General features: G+C 49.6%; 17 protein-coding genes and 1 pseudogene. 15 read left to right on the top strand and 3 right to left on the bottom strand.

Going from position 1 to position 19,567, the window contains the following annotated elements:
- Positions 1–9 precede the first annotated feature (9 nt).
- Together Q0R17_RS17005 and Q0R17_RS17000 are read right to left on the bottom strand one after the other, a co-directional pair.
- Positions 10–1,023 carry a hypothetical protein gene (locus Q0R17_RS17005; RefSeq protein ID WP_293937105.1) on the bottom strand — a complete coding sequence of 338 codons (1,014 nt, stop codon included), beginning with the start codon at positions 1,021–1,023 and terminating at the stop codon, positions 10–12.
- A 147-nt stretch (positions 1,024–1,170) separates the two neighbouring features.
- Complete coding sequence (locus Q0R17_RS17000; protein WP_293937103.1) at positions 1,171–2,238, bottom strand: M35 family metallo-endopeptidase; 1,068 nt, start codon at positions 2,236–2,238, stop codon at positions 1,171–1,173.
- Positions 2,239–2,876: 638 nt separating this feature from the next.
- On the opposite strand from Q0R17_RS17000, the gene Q0R17_RS16995 reads away from it, so the two are divergent.
- The 6 genes and pseudogenes from Q0R17_RS16995 (at position 2,877) to Q0R17_RS16970 (ending at position 8,648) form a co-directional block, all read left to right on the top strand.
- Positions 2,877–3,527: a MarR family winged helix-turn-helix transcriptional regulator gene (locus Q0R17_RS16995; protein WP_293937101.1), complete on the top strand. Its 651-nt coding sequence runs from the start codon at positions 2,877–2,879 to the stop codon at positions 3,525–3,527.
- 227 nt (positions 3,528–3,754) lie between these two features.
- Positions 3,755–4,300 carry a carboxymuconolactone decarboxylase family protein gene (locus Q0R17_RS16990; RefSeq protein ID WP_293937098.1) on the top strand — a complete coding sequence of 182 codons (546 nt, stop codon included), beginning with the start codon at positions 3,755–3,757 and terminating at the stop codon, positions 4,298–4,300.
- 47 nt (positions 4,301–4,347) lie between these two features.
- The gene (locus Q0R17_RS16985; protein ID WP_293937095.1) at positions 4,348–4,878 is read left to right on the top strand and encodes a redoxin domain-containing protein; all 531 of its coding nucleotides are present in this window, start codon (positions 4,348–4,350) and stop codon (positions 4,876–4,878) included.
- A gap of 388 nt (positions 4,879–5,266) precedes the next feature.
- Positions 5,267–5,956 carry a glutamine amidotransferase gene (locus Q0R17_RS16980; protein WP_293937093.1) on the top strand — a complete coding sequence of 230 codons (690 nt, stop codon included), beginning with the start codon at positions 5,267–5,269 and terminating at the stop codon, positions 5,954–5,956.
- A gap of 274 nt (positions 5,957–6,230) precedes the next feature.
- The gene (alaC, locus tag Q0R17_RS16975; protein ID WP_293937090.1) at positions 6,231–7,433 is read left to right on the top strand and encodes an alanine transaminase; all 1,203 of its coding nucleotides are present in this window, start codon (positions 6,231–6,233) and stop codon (positions 7,431–7,433) included.
- A gap of 186 nt (positions 7,434–7,619) precedes the next feature.
- A pseudogene (locus Q0R17_RS16970) lies at positions 7,620–8,648 on the top strand (D-alanine--D-alanine ligase).
- 77 nt (positions 8,649–8,725) lie between these two features.
- Here Q0R17_RS16970 and Q0R17_RS16965 read toward each other — a convergent pair.
- On the bottom strand, positions 8,726–9,475 hold the full coding sequence (locus Q0R17_RS16965) for an SPOR domain-containing protein (RefSeq protein ID WP_293937087.1): 750 nt from the start codon (positions 9,473–9,475) through the stop codon (positions 8,726–8,728).
- A gap of 556 nt (positions 9,476–10,031) precedes the next feature.
- Here Q0R17_RS16965 and ndk point away from each other — a divergent pair.
- From ndk to der, 9 genes are all read left to right on the top strand, one after another.
- A complete protein-coding gene (ndk, locus tag Q0R17_RS16960; protein WP_046349887.1) occupies positions 10,032–10,457 on the top strand; it encodes a nucleoside-diphosphate kinase in 426 nt (141 codons plus the stop codon).
- A 283-nt stretch (positions 10,458–10,740) separates the two neighbouring features.
- A complete protein-coding gene (rlmN, locus tag Q0R17_RS16955) occupies positions 10,741–11,901 on the top strand; it encodes a 23S rRNA (adenine(2503)-C(2))-methyltransferase RlmN (RefSeq protein ID WP_293937083.1) in 1,161 nt (386 codons plus the stop codon).
- Complete coding sequence (pilW, locus tag Q0R17_RS16950) at positions 11,898–12,635, top strand: type IV pilus biogenesis/stability protein PilW (RefSeq protein ID WP_293937080.1); 738 nt, start codon at positions 11,898–11,900, stop codon at positions 12,633–12,635. The genes rlmN and pilW overlap by 4 nt, the downstream gene beginning before the upstream one ends.
- Before the next feature lie 13 nt (positions 12,636–12,648).
- Positions 12,649–13,536 (top strand): RodZ domain-containing protein, encoded by an 888-nt coding sequence (locus tag Q0R17_RS16945; protein WP_293937078.1) that lies wholly within the window; start codon positions 12,649–12,651, stop codon positions 13,534–13,536.
- A gap of 4 nt (positions 13,537–13,540) precedes the next feature.
- On the top strand, positions 13,541–14,818 hold the full coding sequence (gene ispG / locus Q0R17_RS16940) for a flavodoxin-dependent (E)-4-hydroxy-3-methylbut-2-enyl-diphosphate synthase (RefSeq protein ID WP_293937075.1): 1,278 nt from the start codon (positions 13,541–13,543) through the stop codon (positions 14,816–14,818).
- A 143-nt stretch (positions 14,819–14,961) separates the two neighbouring features.
- Complete coding sequence (gene hisS / locus Q0R17_RS16935) at positions 14,962–16,236, top strand: histidine--tRNA ligase (protein WP_293937072.1); 1,275 nt, start codon at positions 14,962–14,964, stop codon at positions 16,234–16,236.
- Positions 16,237–16,239: 3 nt separating this feature from the next.
- The gene (locus tag Q0R17_RS16930) at positions 16,240–16,872 is read left to right on the top strand and encodes a tetratricopeptide repeat protein (RefSeq protein ID WP_293937069.1); all 633 of its coding nucleotides are present in this window, start codon (positions 16,240–16,242) and stop codon (positions 16,870–16,872) included.
- Complete coding sequence (gene bamB / locus Q0R17_RS16925) at positions 16,872–18,011, top strand: outer membrane protein assembly factor BamB (RefSeq protein ID WP_293937066.1); 1,140 nt, start codon at positions 16,872–16,874, stop codon at positions 18,009–18,011. The genes Q0R17_RS16930 and bamB overlap by 1 nt, the downstream gene beginning before the upstream one ends.
- Positions 18,012–19,403, top strand: coding sequence for a ribosome biogenesis GTPase Der (gene der, locus Q0R17_RS16920; protein ID WP_293937064.1), 1,392 nt, complete (start codon positions 18,012–18,014; stop codon positions 19,401–19,403).
- The last annotated feature ends 164 nt before the right edge of the window (positions 19,404–19,567 follow it).

Below are 19,567 nucleotides of genomic sequence, written 5' to 3'. Positions count from 1 at the left end.
TTGGGCATCCTATTGGGCAAGGCGCTCGGCAGAGCGATTTAATAGATGCACAACCATAGCAATGGCGTGGGGAATCATTTGCTTGGCCACCCGCACCCGATCGCCATGATCGGTGGAGGATAAAACAATGCCGCCATTTTTATAGGAATAGGTGCCGCCTTCGGTGAGAAGCGGGCGAATATCGGTGTCGCTAGGGCTAAGCGGGCTGAAGTCTTTTAAAGCTGCGCTAACTAACGCTGGGTTATTTAGCTGCTCAGAATCGTAATAATCCTTCACCCATGTTTCCCAGCCGGAGTGATTATTGGCAGAGGTGGTCCAAGTATGGTGGGGCTGTAATAAATCGGTGGTGTGCATCACAAAACCAAGCGTCTGGGCGCTGGGTTTGGCTAAAAACTGCTGCCACCAGTACTGGCCCAGATTATCCATCGGCTGAAATGGCATGGTTTCAAAATCGGCGTACATATTGGCAGTAGATGTGCCGCCCAAGCGGTAATGGGCTTCGGTGAGGCCGTAGCTATTGTATTTGGAGCTGTCGCCAAACCAGCCTTTTAATCCGCCAGGACCATCATCCAGATAATCACCAATCAGCCAAGTTTTAGCTAGCTTGTCGATATCGCCTGCCACGGTTAGCTTGGCGTAGTTGTAGCCACCAAATTTATTACCATGCACATCAGCGCCAGCGGTATGGTTTTGAAAGTGCCAGTAAGAAGTGTACTGGGCAATTTTAAGCGTGCTATAGACCGGTGAAATCTGACAGCTGCCCGTGGTGGCGCCACAGAGGTAAGTATCGGCAAAGTCATCCACATCGTAAGCGCCTTGGCCCACGGCATCGGCAAACTGCTCCCAGCTAAAGCCTGCTTTGTTAATACCCGTGGCCAGTTTCTGATACTGATTGCTGTTGGGGTTGTTTTTAATAAAGGCCATCGCATCTAGCACAATGCGCTTATGCGTAGTCTGATCCCAAGCTTGGGCAGTAATCGCAGAAAGGCAAAGAGCGGCTGCGGCAATATAAGCAAGTTTCATCAATAGATCCTTTGAGCTTCTATAGGGGGAGGGCGGCTTGAGCAGATGCGCAGACTATCAATATTAAGTTTCACTAATGGGTAAGATTTATGACGAAGACATTTCTGGCGGGGCCGGTGAGCAAAGGTTGTTCACCGGCTAGTTGGCTTAAGGCTGACTTGGGGTGTTTTCTACAAAGTACTCATGGCTATCGGCGTTGGCAATGGCTTTGGCTGGGTCACTAATGGCCAGTTTTTTAGCGCCAGATTGGCCATAAACATTGTCTTTGGTGGAGGCCACCGCATAGAAATGGCTCATTTCATGCACTAAAGTGCCGCCTTTGGAGTCTGTACCCGTTAGAGGCGCTGTCCAAAATGCGTTGCAAACATAGATTTTGTAAGGCTGGTTGGGGTAAACGTAGGCAAAGTAAGTGTCTTTGCAGCCACAATCCACGGTTACTGCCTTATTTAAAAACGCATCTTTAATCGCCACATAGTGGCTTTTCACCGTGCTATAGCGGGCTGAGTCGTATTTGCCAAACCACGTGCTGTAACGCAGGCTATTGGTGCCCGCTTGCAGATAGCTATCCCCATTTTGGGACATGGTTTGCGCTGCGCTAAAGGCTGATTTAACCAAGGCAGTTTGCGATGCGGAGCACTGGCTTAAAGTGAGTGCGCCACCGGCAAAAGATTCAGGTGTCTGCTCATTGATCACACTACCGCGTGGCATGCTGCCGTTAATCCAGATATTAACGCTATCTGAAGGGGCAATTAGCGCTTCTTGGCTAATGCCGCTTGATTTTTTATCGGCTAAAGCATGCGGCTCATTAGCATGGTATTGAATCGTGTAATTACCACTAACGCGCATATCATAAAGTGAGGATAATTCCACTTTTTGCTGATAGATTGCGCCAGGTTTTAGCTCAAAAAAATCACTAGCAATTGGAGCAGGGCGCTTTACCATAGGGCCAAGGTAATTCACCTTTACGCCGTCCCGATAAACATCAAATAAAGCTTCTTGTGACGCAATAAAAGGCGTATGCCATTTCAGAATATATTGCGGAGTTGAAGTGGTGTTTTTCATGGTGACATTGACAAATACATCATCATTTTCTGATGAAGTATTTTTATCAAAGCTTAAGCTAACCGCTACATCCTGGGCATTTGCACTGCTTGCAAAACCTAAGGCTGCAGCCAGTATTGTGATATACGTGCGAAATCCTTTTTTAAAAATCATTATTTACTCCAAGAATAAAGTGAGTGATTAAAACGATCTGGATAACGCACGCAGCAATACCATGGCAATTAAAGCCAGAGCGGGCATAAGCTGTATGTTTTTAAAGGAAATGGATGGGCTGTTATTGTGCGTGAATCTACTCTAGTCAATAAATTTTGAGTGTGCTGTGAATAACAAGTAAATACTATTTTGATAAAAAAATGATGGCGTTTGTTTCGTGAGAGTAGGCGTTTTTTGTTTTTTTTATCAAATTGAGTTGTTAAATAGAATAAATCGCGATGTAGTGCTATGCGTAAAGGCGAATTTTAGCGGCATGAGAAAATGTAGGGTGGCACCTGTGCGCATGTCTTTACCTTGTATGACGTTGATTACCCCGCCGTAGCCGCGTTGCATTGTTGCGGCATTAGGTAATACAACGTAAGGCACGACTCCAGCGGGGTTGCCACTCTGAAAAACGTCAGAAAAAGCTACAATTTTTAGCACACTTATGGCGTATTCGCCCTTGGTGGTCTGTTGGCGGAGTAGGTGTTTCTAAGTTCAGGGTGAGGCTGGTACTTTAGTGCTCAAGCCAAGAGCATATTTTTAAATATTAATTAGGAATCCTTTACAATTGTTTTGGGCCGTAGCATGATGGGGGTATGGACAACGATCAAACCTCCCCTTGGCGTGATACTCCGGCAAGGAGTGAAAGAATTATCAGTGCAATCTCCCGCATCTCCTCGGTGCTGCGCACCGGTGCATGGCAATTTGCCACGGCAGAGGGCTTAAACCCTACTCAGCTGGACGTACTGGAGATTTTGCACGGCCGCCGCGAGGGGGTGCGATTGTCTTGGATGGCACAGCAACTGGGTGTAACTACCGCCACAGCGAGTGATTCGGTGGCATCTTTGTCATCTAAAGGATTGCTGGAGAAAGTAAAAGCAGCCGATGATGGTCGGGCCGTTGCCTTAAAGCTGACACCCGCTGGGCATGAGCTGGCACAAAGGCTGACGACTGCGATGCAGTTTGCAAGTGTTGCGGTAGAGGGCTTGCCAGAGTCTGCGCAAAGTGAGCTGTTTAGCGCTTTGCTGGCTTTAATCGGCCAGTTGCAGCGGGCGGAACGTTTTCCGGAAATCCGCGCTTGTGTCAGCTGTAAATATTTTGCTGCTGGCGTGCATGCAGATCCAGCAGCACCGCATCATTGCCGCTTGGTTGATGCGGCCTTGCCCAAGGCTTTATTGCGCCTTGATTGCCCCGAACATATCGCGGCCGATGAGCAGGTGGTAAATCGTAACTGGCTAGATATTTAGAGTGTTTTTTTGCGCTAATTAATTAGGATTCCTAATTTAATGCGCGTGGTTTGCAATTAACGTGGGGTTTGATGGAGTAAGCGCTGCCCTGCGCATAAGGAGAGCATTCATTCACTCCTGTGTGGTGAGTGTGTTCAAGGTGGCGTCAGGAAATCTGTCGTTGCTGGGTCAGTGAGTCGTTCTTTTTGTAGTGCCTGCCTGTCGTTTAATTTTTTGGAGAATCAAATATGTCACGCGTAAATCTTGTTAGTGCCGTCGAAACAACGGCCGATCGTAAGCAATTGCTGGATCAAATCCACGGCGCTTTTGGTGCCACGCCGAATATGTTCAGGGCGGTAGCCAACTCACCCGCTGCGCTGAAAAGCATGTGGTCTGCTTTCGCTGCCTTGGGCACTGGAGTGCTGGGTGCAAAATTAGGTGAGCAAATCGCCGTAGCGGTGGCGGATTACAATCGTTGCGAATATTGCCTCGCCGCGCACACCATGTTGGGGGTGAATGCGGGGCTAAGTAAGTCTGAAATGGCCGCCGCGCAAGCTGGGCAGTCTACTGATGGCAAAACCTTGGCAGCATTGAGTTTTGCATTAAAACTGGTGAAAGAGCGCGGGCAATTGAGCGATGGCGATGTGCAGGCGTTGCGCACAGCAGGTTTTGATGACGAGCATATCGTCGAAATTCTTGCGCATGTGGCGCTGAATTTATTTACCAATTACGTAAATGTAGCGTTTCAGGTGCCGGTTGATTTTCCTGAGGTAAAGCTGAACCCAGTGGCTTAAATAAGGCGGCAGGGCTAGCGCCCTGCCTACAAAAAAAGGAAAGTAAAATGTCTCATCATCAAGCCCCAGAGCTATTGGTTTCCCAATGGTTTAATCAGCCAGTGCAATCGCTGGCAAGCTTACGCGGCCGCATTGTTTTACTGCATGCATTTCAGATGCTTTGCCCTGGCTGTGTGAGTCATGGTATCCCTCAGGCCGTAGCGGTAAGCCGTAATTTTGCCCCCGATGAGTTGCTTGTGATTGGGCTGCACACGGTTTTTGAGCATCACGCGGTGATGGGCGCGGATGCCTTGCAGGCGTTTTTGCACGAATACCGGATTCCTTTTTCGGTGGGCATCGATCAGGCGGCGGATAAGGGCTCAATCCCTCTGACAATGCAAGCTTATGCCATGCAAGGTACGCCCACTTTTGTGCTGATTGATCGTCAGGGGGTGATTCGTATGCAACACTTTGGCGTGCTGGACGATTTGCAGCTTGGCGTGGCCATTGGGCGCTTGCTGGCGGAGCCTATTGCGGTGGATAGAGTGGTAGAGAATTTTGAACCCCTAAAATGCGATGTAGAAAAGTGCCGAATCTAAAGCTTAAAGCGTGTGCCGCAGCGAATTACACACTTATGATGGCTTGTTGCGTGCAAATATTGGATTAACCATTAGGGCCTGTTGACGTTTCATTCGAGGCTGCGTTGGCTGCAGTTTTGGGGCTGAACAAGGCAAAAGACGCTCATGGTACGAGTACCATGAGCGTCTTTTAACACCGTGCAGCCCCAAAAATGTAGCCAACCCTTAGCGTGCGAGGGTTTTTTCCTCGCTCAGCAATGGGGCTGGGCCGGAAAACGGCCATTCACTGCGTTATGCTCCTCGGAAATAACTCGTTATTGCCTTCGTCGCATGCCTTGTGCCTAGCCATTTTCCGGCTGAGCGCAATTGTGAATGAAACGTCAACAGACCCTAGAAAAAAGGACATTTTATGAAATGCATAGCCTTACAACATCTCGCTTTTGAAAACCTAGGCTGCTTTGAGAATGTCTTATTAGAGCAGGGCTTTTTCATCGAATACCGGCAGGCGGGGCTGCAGGCGCTGAGTCAGGATGAGTGGCTGAATACAGCGCTGATTGTGGTGCTAGGCGGGCCGCTGGGCGTGTATCAGACGGCCGACTACCCTTACTTGCTGGAGGAAATAAGCGGTATTGCCAGCCGCCTTGCGGCACAAAAATCCACGCTGGGGATCTGTCTTGGTGCACAACTGATGGCCGCAGCGCTGGGCGCTAAGGTGTATCCGGGTAAGGCAAAAGAAATTGGCTGGGGCCAGCTGCAGCTTAGTGATGCGGGGGAGGGGGCTGCACTGACGCCTTTGGCTGGCGTGCCGTTATTGCATTGGCATGGTGACACCTTTGATTTACCGCAGAGTGCGCGGCATCTGGCTAGTACTTTGTTAACGCCTAATCAGGCTTTTGCCATTGGGAACTACGGCTTGGGTTTACAGTTTCATCCTGAGGTGGACGGTAGGCAAATCGAAACTTGGCTCATCGGCCATACCGGCGAGTTATATGAAGAGGGCATCTCTATTCCAGTACTGCGTGCAGAAAGCCAGCAGAAAGCAGAAATGGCGGTCGCAGCAGGGCAGGCAATGCTGCGGCAATGGTTGGCGGGATGCTGAGGAGGGATGCGAGCTAAACCTTTAGCCACAGAGAACACATATAGTGACGGTCGGTGATCTTTGTGCTTAATAGTGCCGCGTGGCTATAAGCCTAAGCCACCCTACAAGGCGCTGTGGTTCAAAATTTAGCTCTGTTGCACAATCAACTCTGTAAATCAGCCTTAAGCCCTCACTCGCCTTTCTTTTAAATTTCATTTAGCATGGCCCCAAGGTCAGCCGCTGTTGGCCTGCGTCGCTCGGACGGTTCCGGGCGCTTACGTTTAAGGAATACTTTATGTCTGCTTCAGGCAAGCGCAGCTTTGCGCGTATCGATCGCCTTCCTCCCTATGTTTTTAATATTACTGCCGAGCTAAAAATGGCGGCTCGTCGCCGTGGCGAGGACATTATTGATATGTCGATGGGCAACCCAGACGGGGCCACGCCTGCGCATATTGTGGCCAAGCTGGTGGAGGCGGTGCAGCGGCCCGATACCCATGGCTATTCAACCTCTAAAGGTATTCCGCGCTTACGCCGGGCGATTAGCCGTTGGTATTTGGATCGCTATCAGGTGGAAATCGATGCGGATTCAGAAGCGATTGTTACGATCGGTTCTAAAGAAGGGCTGGCGCATCTGATGCTGGCAACGCTGGATAAGGGCGACACGGTGTTGGTGCCTGATCCTAGTTATCCGATTCATATTTACGGCGCGGTGATTGCCGGTGCGGATATCCGCTCCGTGCCGCTGACGCCAGGCGTAGATTTTTTTGCCGAGCTGGAGCGGGCCATTAAGGGTAGCTACCCTAAGCCTAAAATGATTGTTTTGGGGTTTCCATCCAACCCAACGGCGCAATGCGTAGAGCTGGATTTTTTTGAACGTGTGATCGCGCTGGCTAAAAAACACGATATTTTTGTAGTACACGATTTGGCTTACGCCGATATTGTATTTGATGGTTGGAAAGCGCCGTCGATTATGCAGGTGCCGGGGGCGAAGGATATTGCCGTCGAATTTTTCACTTTATCCAAAAGCTACAATATGGCGGGCTGGCGCATTGGTTTTATGGTGGGGAACCCTGATCTGGTAGCGGCTTTGGCGCGGATTAAAAGCTATCACGATTACGGCACCTTTACGCCGCTGCAAATTGCCGCGATTGCCGCGCTAGAGGGCGATCAACAGTGCGTAAAAGACATCGCCGCACAATATCAAAGCCGCCGTGATGTGCTGGTCAAAGGCTTACACGAAGTGGGCTGGATGGTAGAGAAGCCCAAAGCATCGATGTATATCTGGGCCGAGCTGCCTGAAGCTTACCGCGAGATGGGCTCGCTGGAGTTTGCCAAGCTGCTGTTAGAAAAAGCCAAAGTATCGGTCTCACCAGGCGTTGGATTTGGTGACTACGGCGATGGTTATGTACGCTTTGCTCTAATCGAAAACGAGTCGCGTATCCGTCAGGCCATCAGGGGGATCAAGGCCATGTTTAAGGCCGATGGTTTGCTGGATTAAGTTCGCAAACCGTGACTGCCTTATAGCTCAATCGTATAAATCTAAGCCAAGTGTAGGGAGGTGCAACCCGCGAGCGATGCTAAAAATGCGGCTTACACTCGCCTTACGATAAGCCGGTTTCTCGACTAATCGGGCGCTCTTAGGTTGATAAGATTGCTTTACAGCCCTCGTTTTCAGGATTGCCTTATGAATAAAATGAAAATCGCCGTGCTCTTGGGCGGTAGCAGTGAAGAGCGTGATGTTTCCATTGCCAGTGGCGCACAGATTGTTGCCGCATTACGCAGTGCGGGTCACCAAGTGTTGGCAGTGGATACTGCATCCGGTTTATTAAATGCCGCCGAGGAGCAACAATGATTAAGCCAGAAAGTATCCATCTTGCCGCCAGATTCCGATGCGCTGGCTTTAATTCGCACTGAGCCGCGTAGCGCTTTTACTGGCGGTTATTTGGCGGATGTGGATGTGTATTTTCTGGCCCTGCACGGCGGCACTGGCGAGGATGGTACGGTGCAAGCCATGTTAGAGCTGGCTGGCTTGGCGTACACCGGTAGTCATCATCTAGCCAGTGCGGTGGCGATGGATAAGAATTTATCCAAGCGTTTATTTGTGGCGGCGGGCGTGCCCACCGCGCCGTGGTTAATGGCTCCTAAAGCGCTTAGCCCCACCTTTTTTGCTGAAGTTGAAGCCCAATTGGGCTTGCCACTGGTGGTGAAACCCAATGCTCAAGGTTCTACGGTAGGTTTAACTGTGGTGCATCAGCTAGACCATTTGGCCACTGCCATTGAGCATGCCCGCGCTTTTGGTGCGGAGGTGATGTTGGAGCGCTTTATTGCCGGTCGGGAAATAACCGTTGGCGTGCTGGATGAAGTCGCGCTGCCGGTAGGGGAGATTATGCTTGGCGCACAAGATACCTTTGATTACCACAGTAAATACCAGCGCGGCGCGGCGCATGAAGTATTCCCCGCCGATGTGCCCACCAACATCGCCCAATCCGCCCAGCAACTGGCGCTGACTGTGCATAAGGCGCTGAAATTGTCGGCTTACAGCCGTAGCGATTTCAGGCTGGACGATCAGGGCCAGCTATGGTGCTTAGAGGTGAATACCCTGCCAGGAATGACCGAAACTAGCTTGTTTCCACAGGCCGCCGCAGCAGCAGGGATTCCCTTTTCGGCGCTGTGTGAGCGAATTTGCCAACTGGCGCTGCAGCCAGCTAAATGAAGGTTTAGGTGGCACTCTTGCCCGCGCGTAAAACCGAGATCCTCCGCACGGCCAAGGTGGCCGAGCTACAAGGCCGCTTAGTTGCCCCGCACAGCGGGTGTAATACCGAGGCGTTTTAATTTATCTGCGGCCGCATCGGCGGAGGCTTTGTCTTTAAATGGGCCGATTTGTACGCGTGTTTCTATAAAAGCGGGTACACCAGCGGTTTTAAGCTGTGCCAGTAATTTGCCTGCGTTTTCTGCATGTAAAAAGACACCTGCCTGCACGGTATAGCCATTTGGTGTGTGTTGGCTGCTAGGGTATGGCACTGCGGTGGCGGCAATATTGCTAGGGCTGGCTGTGCTGATATTGGGGGCGGGTGTTGTAGCGACTGGCGTGGGTGTGCGTTGAGCGACGGGGGCAGGGCTAGGCGCTAGCGTTGCCAGTGGTTTGCTAGTGGGGCTGATGCCTTCTAGCTTTAGGCTTGGTTTTGAGCTAGGGGTGGGCGAAGGTGTGTTGCTTGGGCGATGACTTGCTCCTTCGATCACGCCGGATGCAGAGCTGAGTGCGGGAGTGCTGGGGATTTCTGCTTTGCTGGCCTCACTGGCTTGGCTTGCCGTGGCTTGTTCTGCCGCCGTCGGTGGCGCAAGAGGCTCTATGGTCGGTGGGGCAATGATAGGGGTGGGCGTAGTTGTTGCTGGTTTTTCGCTTTGTTGGCGATCTAACCAGCTAATCCCAAATAGAGCGATCACAATTAATGTGGCGGCAATACCCAGCCGCCATGCTAGTTGCACTTTTAGGCGGCGCTGTGATTCTTGTTGCAAGATAGGGTCGAGTGGATCGTTCATCTGCTGGTTTCACTTGGTTTGACGATATGAGGAGTGCTGAGCTTTTAGTTTTTGCAGTGTTTTCACAGCGGTAGGCGGATCATCAGTTGATTTCTCTTTAATTTGTGATCAGTGCTTGCTGGGTATTCAATTTTTGCAGTGCTTCCACAGAGGTAGACAGTTCCTTAGCTGGTTTCTCTTTAATTTGTGATCAGTGCTTGCTGAATATTCAATTTTTGCAGTCTTTCTCGGCGGTAGACAGTTCCTCCGCTGGTTTCTCTTTAATTTGTGATCAGTGTTTGCTGAATATTCAATTTTTGCAGTCTTTCACAGCGGTAGACAGTTCCTCAGCCGATTTCGCTTGAATTTGTTATAATGTTCGGCTAATTCAATTTTTGCTGGCTAAAGCGCGGTTAAATGCCGCTGTTTTAGGCTCGCCGCCGATTGTATTTACGTATGAAAAATGAATCGATGCCGCTTTGGGCTTACGCAGCTTGCGTGGCTGACAAGGAGGCTAGCCGAGTTTTTTGTGCGCTGCAAATGTTTTACCTATAAAACTACTTTTCTGGAGAATTACATGACTATCGAACGTACACTTTCTATTGTTAAGCCTGATGCAGTTGCTAAAAATGTTATCGGTAAGATCTACGATCGTTTCGAATCAGCTGGCTTAAAGGTTGTAGCCGCTAAGATGAAACAATTATCACGCGCTGAAGCCGAAGGCTTCTACGCTGTACACGCAGCACGTCCTTTCTTTAACGACCTTGTGAACTTTATGATCTCAGGTCCAGTCATGATTCAAGCGCTAGAAGGCGAAGGCGCTATCTTGAAGAATCGTGATTTGATGGGCGCAACTAACCCTAAAGAAGCGGCTGCGGGCACTATCCGTGCTGATTTCGCTGATTCTATCGATGCAAATGCAGTACACGGTTCTGATTCTGCTGAAAATGCAGCTATCGAAATCGCTTACTTCTTCGCATCTAGCGAAGTTTACAGCCGCTAATGTAAGTAGCCCCTTGGTGGAACGTTTTGCCACCGAGGGGCTGTTTTAGTTGTTTGTTGTGAGTACTGTGCCATTTGCATAGTGTTTGCTTGGCACAGTTCCACAGCTTAGGGGGCCTCGAAAAGCCTGTTTAGTTGATGAGGCAAGGCGAGCTTTAAAAAATACGGTTGCCTATGGTTTAGCAAGGGTGGCGTTTTTTTAAGTACGAGCTTATAGCAAAAAATAGCTTTTTCGAGTTTCCCTGTAGTGGTTGAGTGGGTGGGTTTTTTAAGTGAGTAAAGTAATGTCAGTTAATTTGTTAGATTATGATGCGGCGGGTTTGGCTGAGTTGATGGCGCAATATGGCGAAAAGCCGTTTCGCGCTAAGCAGCTGATGAAGTGGATTCATCAGCGCGGCGAGCCGGACTTTGATGCGATGACCGATATCGCCAAATCTTTTCGGCAAAAGCTGGCCTTAGATGCGGCGGTAACCCCGCCTGCCTTGATGGCAGAGCAAATTGCCAAAGATGGCACGCGCAAGTGGCTGCTGGATGTGGGTACAGGCAATGGTGTTGAGGCGGTGTTTATCCCTGAGGATGATCGCGGCACCTTATGCGTATCTAGCCAAGTAGGCTGTGCGCTGGATTGTGGCTTTTGCTCTACGGCGCGCCAAGGGTTTAACCGTAATTTAAGCACGGCAGAGATTATTGGCCAGCTATGGTGGGCCAATCGCCGGATGTCACTGGATGCTTCGCGGCTGGGTGATGCAGGCTTGGTGGATAATCGAAATGGCGATACCCGCATCGTGTCTAATGTGGTGATGATGGGTATGGGCGAGCCGCTAGCTAACTACGATAACGTGGTGGCGGCGATGAAACTGATGCTAGATGACAATGCTTACGGCTTGTCCCGTCGCCGTGTTACGCTGTCTACGTCAGGTATCGTACCCGCTATCGACAGATTGCGTGAAGATTGCCCAGTGGCATTAGCCGTGTCCTTACACGCGCCTAATGATAGAATCCGTGATGATATTGTGCCTATTAATAAAAAATACCCGCTGCATCAGTTATTGGCAGCGTGTACGCGTTACTTAGAAAAAGCGCCGCGCGATTTCATTACCTTTGAATATGTGATGCTCGATGGTATTAATGACTCAGTAGAAAACGCGCGTGAATTAGTGGCTTTGGTGCGTGATGTGCCATGTAAATTTAATTTAATTCCGTTTAATCCATTCCCCAATGCGGGCTTTAAGCGCTCAACAAGGGAAGCGATTTTACGCTTCCGTGATATTTTGATTAACGCAGGTTACGTTGCCACAGTGCGTAAAACGCGCGGTGATGATATCGATGCAGCTTGTGGTCAATTAGCTGGGCAGGTATTGGATAAAACTCGTCGCGTTGAAAAACGCTTGGCGGGTGATGCTCAAGCCATTATTTTTCATCCACAGAGTGGCGACAATCCATGAAATTACGCGCGTTAGCAATGACAGTAGCTTTATTTTGCTCATCAATGGCCTTGGCTGTAGAGGGGGAAGAGAATAGAGCGTCGTTGCGAACGCAGTTGGGGGCAGAGTATTTAAAGCGCGGACAATATGCCGTTGCTATTGAAGAAGTCAACAAGGCTTTGGCGGTTAATTCATCCTATGCCCCCGCGCATAATGTTATGGCGCTGATTCATGCAGAATTGGGTGAAGATGACGCTGCCGTACAATCATTTTTACGTGCAGTTCAGTTGTCCCCAAATGACGCAGATATTAATCATAATTTTGGTTGGTATTTATGCCAAAAGGGCCAGCATAAAGAAGGGATTCAATACCTGCTGGCTACGCAAAAAAATGCGTTATATAGTACGCCAGATAAATCATTGCTAGCCGCAGGACAATGCGCATTAAAAAGTGGGGATGAAGAGGGCGCGCGTACCTATTTTGAGCGCGCTTTGCGGATTCGCCCAGATAGCTTAGCGGCCAGAGCTAAGTTGGTTGAATTTGGCATGCGTAATAAAGATGCTGTACTGGCTAGGCGCTACTATTTAGAATTACAAAGATTAACGCCAGCCACTCCTGAATTGCTTTGGTTAGGGGTGCAGCTAGAACATCAATTTGCTAATAAAGACGCTGAAAATAAACTAGCAGAGCAATTACGCAAGAAATTCCCCGATTCGCAAGAAATGGCCCGCCTCTTAAGCGGTTCGTATGATTGATTAACGGATGTGTATGACCGAGATAATTGATTCTTCTTCTTCTGCACCGCAAAGCGCCGCTATCTCTGCGGGTGCCACATTAAAAGCACGCCGGATTGAGCTGGGTTATAGCCTCGATAAGGTGGCGGGACAGCTAAAGCTGACACATCGTCAGATAGATGCCATTGAAAATGAGCGTTTTGATGAGTTGCCAGGTAATACATTTGTGCGTGGTTTTGTGCGCAATTACGCTAGGCTGTTAGATCTGCCGTGGGCTCCCTTACAAGCTTATTTAGAAGCGTGTCTGCCAGTAGAGCGCCAACAGGCCGCCTTGCCTCGGGTGAACGAGGAAACCGCTGTGCCATTTATGGGCGGCGGCAAGGCGAATTCTTGGTTGCTGGGCTTGGTGGTGCTAATTGGTTTGGCGGGCGGCGTGGGTGGGGTCATGTGGTATTTGCAGCAGCCCGCACAGCCAGAGCTTTTAGCCTCTGCTCCAGTTGTTGTTTTGCCGCAGTTGGTGGTGGTTGATACGGCCAGCGAAGTGGCTGCAGCGAGCGCCGTTATTGGGCAAGCTGTTGTTGCTAGCCAAGTGGCAAGTGCCGCTGAGGTAAAAACACCAGTATTGGCAAGTGAGCCAGCAGCCAAAGTGGGTGCAAGTGCGGTGATTGTTCCTGCGCCAGCAACCACTGGCGAGCTAAACATTACCGTGCAGAAAGATTCTTGGGTACAAGTGCAAGACGCTGCTGGGACTAAATTGGTCAGTGAACTGCTCAAACCCGGCGTGGCTAAAAGCGTTTCTGGTGTGCCACCTTACCGTTTGAAAATTGGTAATGCACCACATACCCAACTTATTTATCGTAATCAAGCCGTGGATTTAACTTCTTATACTCGCGGCGATGTCGCTACTTTTGAGCTGAAATAAACCAATGACAACGATTTCAATCCCCCGCCGCAAAACGCGCCAAGTTCAGATTGGCAATGTCTGGGTGGGGTCAGACCATCCGGTTGTGGTGCAGTCCATGACCAATACCGATACTGCTGATGCCGCTGCTACAACCAAGCAGGTGTATGAACTATGGAAAGCGGGCTCTGAAGTGGTACGCATTACGGTAAATAGCCCAGAAGCGGCGGCTCAGGTGGCCACGATCCGTGCCAATTTAGACGCGATGGGTTGTGATGTGCCACTAGTGGGAGATTTTCACTTTAATGGCGACCGCTTGCTGCGAGATTACCCAGATTGTGCGCAAGCTTTGGCTAAGTATCGAATTAACCCTGGTAATGTTGGCAAAGGCAGTAAGCGCGATGAAAAATACGCGTTTATGATTGAGCAGGCGATTAAGTATAAAAAACCAGTTCGCATTGGTGTGAACTGGGGTTCTTTAGATCAAAGCGTTGTCGTTAAATTAATGGATACCAATGCAAAGCTGGCTCAGCCTTTGTCTGCGGATGCGGTGATGCGTGAGGCCTTGATTGTTTCCGCGCTAGAATCCGCAGATCAGGCGATTGGCTGGGGGCTGGACCCCAATCAAATTTTATTGTCGTGCAAAGTATCGCATGTGCAAGATTTGATCTCGGTTTATCGCTCTTTGGCCACACGTTGTGATTATCCGCTGCATTTGGGTTTGACCGAAGCGGGCATGGGCTCAAAAGGTATTGTGGCATCCACTGCGGCCTTGTCCGTGCTGATGCAAGAAGGCATTGGCGATACCATTCGTATTTCCCTGACGCCAGAGCCGGGCGGGGATAGGCGTACTGAAATTATTGTGGCGCAAGAAATATTACAAACCATGGGTTTGCGCTCGTTTACGCCGCTTGTGACTGCATGCCCAGGCTGTGGCCGTACCTCTTCAACGGTGTTCCAAGAATTAGCATCCAGTATCCAAAGCTTTTTGCGCGAGCAAATGCCCATTTGGCGCTTGCAGTACCCAGGGGTCGCCGATATGACGGTGGCGGTGATGGGCTGTGTGGTGAATGGTCCTGGTGAATCCAAGCTGGCAGATATTGGCATTTCCTTGCCAGGAACAGGTGAAATCCCTGTATGCCCTGTCTACGTAGATGGTGAAAAAACCGTGACCTTAAAGGGCGATCAAATCAGTACCGAGTTTCAAGCCATTGTGCTTGATTATGTGCAGACCCGTTATGCTGAGGGCGGCGCTAAGCGTCAGGAAGTCAAGCCTAAGGTGATTGCGCTGAAGGTGGTTTAAGCAAAGGTGATATGTAGAGTGGGCAAGGTGTTTTTGCCCACTGCTATTAGATGTATATAATTTGCCGTGTGGGTATGAGTAAGCTGCCCATCATCCGAAACTGCGTGGGCATGTAAACATGTCCACCCTACATAGTAAATTCAATGTCAAATCAGATTCAAGGTATTCGCGGCATGAACGATGTTCTGCCGGATGCGTCACCTGCGTGGCTTTATTTTGAACAGGTAACGCGTGATTGGCTGGCTGCGTATGGTTACAAAAATATTCGGATGCCGATTGTTGAATCGACGCATCTCTTTGTGCGTGGTGTTGGGGAGCATACCGATATCGTTGAAAAGGAAATGTATTCCTTTGAAGACAAGCTCAATGGTGAAAAACTAACGCTGCGTCCAGAAGGTACTGCGGGTTGTGTGCGTGCCTGTGTAGAGCACGGTCTGCTTTACAACCAAACGCAACGCCTTTGGTATATGGGCCCGATGTATCGCCATGAGCGCCCACAAAAGGGCCGCTATCGTCAGTTTCATCAAATTGGTGTTGAGGCCTTTGGCATGGCGACACCTGATGTTGATGCCGAGGTGATTTTGATGTTGGCGGATCTTTGGGCGCGCTTTGGCTTAAAAAACGTCAGTCTAGAAATCAATTCCTTGGGTGATAAGGAAGAGCGCGCCGCGCATCGCGAAGCGTTGATTGCCTACCTAGAAGAATTCACAGATATCTTGGATGAAGACGGTAAGCGCCGTCTGTACACCAACCCGCTAAGGGTTCTTGATACTAAAAACCCAGCCTTACAAGAAATGGCAGAAAACGCTCCTAAGCTAATCGATTTTCTGGGGGACGATTCACGTCAGCACTTCGAAGGTGTAAAAGCCTTGCTGGATGCTGCAGGGATTGCTTATAAGGTGAATGCGCGGCTGGTGCGTGGCCTTGATTACTACAATCGCACCGTGTTTGAGTGGGTGACTACAGATTTAGGCTCGCAAGGTACCATTGCTGCCGGTGGCCGCTACGACACCTTGGTTGAAATGCTGGGTGGCAAACCTTGCCCTGCGGTGGGTTTTGGGATGGGGGTCGAGCGCATCTTACTGCTGCTTGAAGAACAAGCCGTGCCGGTTTCTGTCGTTGCTCCAGATGCTTATATCGTGCACTTGGGTGATGCCGCTGGGCGTTTGGCCTTTGTAACGGCTCAGCAGCTACGTGCTAGTGGGCTTAATGTGCTTTTACACTGTGGTGGTGGTAGTTTTAAATCTCAGTTTAAAAAAGCGGATGCCAGCCAAGCACGGTTTGCGGTGGTGATTGGTGAGGCCGAGGCCGAGGCAAACACCGCCAATATAAAAACACTCAATGGCGAAGGCGCGGGCGAACAACGCACGGTGGCTTTGGCTGAACTTGCATTGATTATCTCAAGTGAAGGGAAGTAAAAAATGGCTTTCGATCTACAAGAACAAGAACAAATTGCCGAAATCAAAGCCTTCTGGGATGGTTGGGGTAAGTCTATTGCAGTGGGTTTGCTGATTGTTTTGGTGGGATATTCGGCTTGGAAGGGCTGGAACGCTTATGTAGAATCACAATCCGCTAAAGCGGGGGTGTTATATGCAGAGCTTGATAAACTGGCCGAGGCAAAAGACGTCGCTAAGCTTAAAACTGCGGTTGAGTCATTGAAAAAAGAGTATGCCAGTTCAGCGTATACACCACGTGCTGCGCTGTTGTTGGCAAAAACCAGCCTCAGCGCTGGCGATGCAGCCACAGCAATCACTCAATTGCAGTGGGTGATTGCCAGTGCTAAAGAAGCGGGCTTACGCGATGCCGCACGCCTACGTTTAGCCGCTGTGCAATTAGATCAAAAAAAGTTTGACGATGCTTTGCTCACATTGAAATCCAATGAAGAAAATGGTTTTGCAGGTTTGTTCTTTGAGGCTAAAGGCGATGTATTGCTATTGAAGGGTGATAAAGTCGCTGCGCGTGAGTCTTACAAGCAAGCCGTAGCTAAATTGCCAAAAGATGCGCCAAACGTGAAATTCGTGGAAGTGAAACTGGAAGCTCTGGGGAATTCTTAATGCAAGCTCTTTATCGCATTGTTGTAGCGTCTTCTGTACTGGCTTTATCTGCTTGCGGCACGGTTAGCAATGCACCAGAGCCATCGCCTTTGCCCGTTGTGGCGCAAACATTGCCTGTGACGACCCAATGGCGTGCATCGGTTGGTGAAAAAACGTTGTTCCGCTTTGTACCGGCTGTCGATGTTGAGCTACTAGTGGTTGCTGGCGCTCCTGATAAGCTGCAAGCTTTGGATGTTGTGACTGGGCAAAGCCGCTGGCAGATCAAAACTGAGCAAGCCATTGCCGGTGGTGTTGGTCTAGGTGCAGATGTCGTGGCGGTAGGCTCTATTAAGGGCGTAGTGCTTGCTTATGATCGTACTGGAAAATTCCTCTGGAAAACGCAAGCTTCTAGCGAAATTATGGCACCTCCTGCTGTAAGTAATGGCATTGTGGTGGTTAAAACCGGTGATGGTCGAATCAGTGCCTATGCGGGTGCAGATGGCAAACAGTTGTGGCAATACCAAAAGCAATTGCCTTCATTAATTTTACGAAACTATGCCGCCGTCACTATTTCTGGTGATGTGGTTTATGCTGGTATGTCGGGTGGGCGTTTAGTTGCCCTCTCATTGCAAGACGGTCGTGTAAAGTGGGATAGCCCTGTGGCAGTTCCGCGTGGCGCGACTGAGCTTGAACGTGTCACCGATGTGGTGGCACCTCCTGTAGTAGATGGCCGTATGGTTTGCGCCGTTGCCTATCAGGGGCGTGTTGCCTGCTTTGATGCAGCAAGTGGCAGTGCCGCTTGGACACGTGAATTATCGAGCTGGTCTGGTTTAGCGATGGATTATCGCTATGTCTATGCGGTAGATGCTGCGGGTAATGTCAATGCCTTTGAGCGTGACAGTGGCCGTAGTGTTTGGCGTCAAGATAAATTGGCCGCTCGCTCAGTCTCGGCTCCGGCCTTGCTGGGTAAATATTTGGTTGTGGCTGATTTTGAAGGCTATACCCATTATTTAAATACGGAAGACGGTAGTTTTGTCGCTCAACTGGCTACAGATGGCGCACGTATCGCTGTTTCTCCGCTTGTCGCTGGCGAGCATTTCATTATGCAAACGCTCGCTGGTAATGTTTTTTCAATAGGCCTAAAGCAGGGCGCTAAATAAATGAAACCTACAATTGCGCTGGTTGGTCGTCCCAACGTCGGAAAGTCCACGCTATTTAACCGACTGACCAAATCGCGCGACGCACTTGTTCACGATATTCCAGGCCTGACGCGTGACCGTCACTACGGGCACGGTCTGGTTGGCGAAAAGCCTTACCTTGTTGTTGATACGGGTGGTTTTGAACCCGTGGTTGATGAAGGCATCATGTTCGAAATGGCGCGGCAAACGCTGCAAGCCGTCGACGAAGCCGATTGCATTGTCTTTATTGTGGATGGTCGTAACGGCATTACCCCGCAAGATAAAATTATTGCTAATCGCTTACGCCAGTCCACCTGCCCAGTTTGGGTTGCGGTGAACAAGGTGGAGGGGATGAATGCCTCCGTGGTCTGTGCCGATTTCTTTGAATTGGGCTTAGGCCATCCCGTCGCGATCTCCGCATCACACGGTGAAGGCGTACGTCTGCTATTCAATGAAATTCTGGAAGCCTTCCCTGAGCCTGAGCCAGAAGAAGATATTGATCACCCCAAATTTGCCGTTATTGGTCGTCCTAATGTGGGCAAATCCACCTTAGTGAATGCTATTTTGGGTGAAGAGCGTGTGATTGCCTTCGATCAGCCGGGCACAACGCGGGATTCGATTTACATTGAATTTGATCGCAATGATCGCAACTACACCATTATTGATACTGCCGGTGTGCGTAAGCGCGGCAAAGTCACCGATGTAATCGAGAAATTCTCGGTTATCAAAACAATGCAAGCGATTGAAGACGCTAACGTGGCGGTTTTGGTGTTAGACGCAACTCAAGAAGTCTCGGATCAAGACGCACGTATTGCTAGCTTTGTGCTGGAAACAGGTCGTGCCTTGGTGGTGGCGATCAATAAGTGGGAATCCACAGATCAGTTCCAAAAAGACATGATCAAGCGCGAAATTGATCGTAAATTGGGCTTTCTGGAATTCGCCAAATTCCATTACATTTCAGCGTTAAAAGGCCAAGGCGTGGGCGATTTATTTGCCTCAATTGACCAAGCTTATGCCGCTGCAATGATTAAAATTCCTACACCTAAGCTCACGCGTGGTTTGGAAATCGCTCTTGAGCGTCAACAACCACCGCTTGCTGGCAAAATTCGCCCTAAAATGCGTTATTGCCATCAAGGTGGTACTAATCCGCCTGTGGTGATTGTGCACGGTAATGCTTTGGAAAAAGTGCCAGACTCTTATTGGCGCTATCTTGAGCATCATTTTATGAAGATGTTCAATTTGCAAGGTACACCGTTGCGTGTGCAGTTTAAAAAGAACGTTAATCCTTACGAGCACAAAAAACCGACCGGTGCTAAAGCAATGCCAATGCTGCATTTGAAGGGTAGTAAACCTAAAAAATACGGTAAACGCTGATAAAGTCTGAAAGTATTTCGGAATTTTTGCACTTGGCATAGAATGCATTTTGTACTATAACAGTCCGTTGCAAAACGAAGCGTAAAAGCAAATAAGCAAGGAGGAGGGGGGTAATGCCGCTATTTATCGCTAATAAATAATGGTTTTCTCCTTTATTGATTGAT

This window comes from Iodobacter sp. (genome assembly GCF_025352645.1).
Taxonomy (GTDB): Bacteria; Pseudomonadota; Gammaproteobacteria; order Burkholderiales; family Chitinibacteraceae; genus Iodobacter.
This window is presented reverse-complemented; position numbering and strand designations above follow the sequence as displayed.